The 302-nt window shown below is 77.2% G+C and carries 1 protein-coding gene; it reads right to left on the bottom strand.

Translation table 11 applies throughout. The annotated features are described in order from the left end of the window. On the bottom strand, positions 1-302 hold a 302-nt coding region (locus JHD59_RS23050; protein ID WP_304492390.1), incomplete at both ends, for a Na+/H+ antiporter NhaC family protein.

The raw sequence follows: 302 nt of genomic DNA, 5'->3' as shown, positions 1-302 counted from the left end.
CCCCCCCCCCCCCCCCCCCCCCCCCCCCCCCCCCCCCCCCCCCCCCCCCCCCCCCCCCCCCCCCCCCCCCCCCCCCCCCCCCCCCCCCCCCCCCCCCCCCCCCTCTTCAAGCAGAAGACGGCATACGCGATAATTGGCGGAGTCTCGTGGGCTCGGAGATGTGTATAAGAGACAGGGCCGGAGGTCGGCCCCATGGTGGAGTCCGATGCCGGCGAACCGGCGTCGCCCAAGGCGCCAGCGGTGCCGATGATGGCCACGGTGGCCAGCGGCGAGAAGCCCAGGTGCGCGCACAGCGGCACATA

It is taken from the genome of Chromobacterium sp. ASV23 (genome assembly GCF_016428945.1).
Classification (GTDB): Bacteria; Pseudomonadota; Gammaproteobacteria; order Burkholderiales; family Chromobacteriaceae; genus Chromobacterium; species Chromobacterium sinusclupearum.
This window is presented reverse-complemented; position numbering and strand designations above follow the sequence as displayed.